Source organism: Virgibacillus sp. 7505, assembly GCF_002272135.1.
GTDB lineage: Bacteria > Bacillota > Bacilli > Bacillales > Amphibacillaceae > Terribacillus.
The window spans coordinates 1-316 of record NZ_NPBF01000121.1; the positions used below are offsets into that span (position 1 = coordinate 1).

At 50.0% G+C, this 316-nt stretch carries 1 pseudogene; it reads right to left on the bottom strand.

Annotation, left to right across the window (positions count from 1 at the left end):
* Window positions 1–257: pseudogene (locus CHH91_RS18200) on the bottom strand (glycerophosphodiester phosphodiesterase family protein); the annotation flags it as partial.
* Window positions 258–316: the final 59 nt, after the last annotated feature.

Sequence of the window (316 nt, forward strand, 5' to 3'; positions counted from 1 at the left end):
ATAGTAGGTCTTGGAACAAGTGTCGGATCGCCATTAGGGCCGAAAAGTAGTTTTCCTGGAGTTGGATGTGGCTGTTCCACAAAATCAACAGCAGGGTTTTTCGTGTCAATGGCGCTGACCCGTTCAAGGGAGTGCCCTTTGGCAAAAACACCAGGATGAGAAGAGAGGCCCATACAAAGGGCATTTTTAAAAACAACGGCATCGACAAGCTCTTTGTCCCGGTTAAGCAATACGACGGCATCGCCGCCGTTGGCCATTTGGAAGTTTCCACAGCCCCAATCGCAGTTTGGAAGGAGCTTAGGGACAGAGTCAATCG